This is a genomic window from Dysgonomonas termitidis (assembly GCF_042654545.1).
Taxonomy (GTDB): Bacteria; Bacteroidota; Bacteroidia; order Bacteroidales; family Dysgonomonadaceae; genus Dysgonomonas; species Dysgonomonas termitidis.
This window is the reverse complement of sequence record NZ_JBHSGN010000092.1, coordinates 1-984: the sequence shown is the minus strand read 5'-3', so window position 1 is coordinate 984 and position 984 is coordinate 1. Positions and strand designations below refer to the sequence as shown.

Here is a 984-nt window from a genome sequence, read left to right as displayed (position 1 = left end):
TGGCGCTCTCACTGATGGCTCGCGGCTGCAAGATATAACCGCCTTTTATTGTCATTGTTTTTATTGTTATGATTAGATTTTGTTATATACCAGGTAAGTGTAATAGTCCGGCTTAACCATTCTGCCCTCCTTCCTCTAAACAGAATGCTAACAGTTCAATATATCCGAGATTCTTATCCCTGAATAATTCATGCGTCAACGTCTTCATGTATTCAATACTCGTTATACCTATAATTTCATTCCTGACTGCTACCACAAGGCCACAGTCCAGCGGTTTTCCGTCAAAGCTGCAACTGACCGGGCGTTTTGTTATCCAGCGTTTTTGTGCCCGGCTGTAATGGATGCCCCACCTTTCATAAATGTCCGCAGACCGTTGTATAATTACTTTCTTTACCATCTTTTTTTATTTTAATGATTATGGATTTATCTTCTGTTCTATTCCCCGGATGCCTGCAATTGCCTGATAACGCTATGCAATAATTCATTCTCAGTCCTCAGCGCCCTTATTACCTCATCCTTCGATTCCAGTTGTCCGGCGACAAGCGATTTTACATCGATGTTGAAGTTGTTTACCGTCATATTGATACTGCAATTATCACCCGCCTGGATCACATCCGCCTGTATGATCATCTCCGTATCCTTACCGCCTTTTGCCAATGTCCCGCCCATAGCCTTTTATTTGTTATATACCAGGTAAGTGTAATAGTCCGGCTTGTCCTTCCCGTTGTTATAACAGGACAGGATTTTGATACAGGCTTCCTTTACCCCGCAGAGGGACAATATCCTTTCTTCCGGCAGTTCAGGCCGGCTGATAATAGCTGTATCCGGCATTTTGAAAAAGTCATGCACCGCTTCCCCTTTCGATACCTCATCGCCTGTAACGTATATCACTTTTGTTTCCATCATTTACAGTTTAGATATATTTATCCTGTTATCCCGTTTTCTTCCATGACCCTGGCTACTTCACGGCTGACGGCTTCCTTC

3 protein-coding genes are annotated in these 984 nt (G+C 43.1%); all 3 read right to left on the bottom strand.

Going from position 1 to position 984, the window contains the following annotated elements; all coding sequences use genetic code 11:
• Window positions 1–112: 112 nt before the first annotated feature.
• The 3 genes from ACFO6W_RS15695 to ACFO6W_RS15685 are packed head-to-tail and all read right to left on the bottom strand — an operon-like array spanning window position 113 to window position 906.
• Window positions 113–397, bottom strand: a complete 285-nt coding sequence (locus ACFO6W_RS15695; protein ID WP_379998105.1) for a hypothetical protein — start codon at window positions 395–397, stop codon at window positions 113–115.
• A gap of 38 nt (window positions 398–435) precedes the next feature.
• Window positions 436–669: a hypothetical protein gene (locus tag ACFO6W_RS15690; protein ID WP_379998103.1), complete on the bottom strand. Its 234-nt coding sequence runs from the start codon at window positions 667–669 to the stop codon at window positions 436–438.
• Between the two features lie 6 nt (window positions 670–675).
• Window positions 676–906 (bottom strand): hypothetical protein, encoded by a 231-nt coding sequence (locus tag ACFO6W_RS15685; protein ID WP_379998101.1) that lies wholly within the window; start codon window positions 904–906, stop codon window positions 676–678.
• Window positions 907–984 lie beyond the last annotated feature (78 nt).

What these genes read in the sequence shown, in the direction of transcription:
- ACFO6W_RS15695 (WP_379998105.1), bottom strand. Translation starts at nt 397, where the DNA reads ATGGTAAAGAAAGTAATTATACAACGGTCTGCGGACATTTATGAAAGG.
- ACFO6W_RS15690 (WP_379998103.1), bottom strand. Translation starts at nt 669, where the DNA reads ATGGGCGGGACATTGGCAAAAGGCGGTAAGGATACGGAGATGATCATA.
- ACFO6W_RS15685 (WP_379998101.1), bottom strand. Translation starts at nt 906, where the DNA reads ATGATGGAAACAAAAGTGATATACGTTACAGGCGATGAGGTATCGAAA.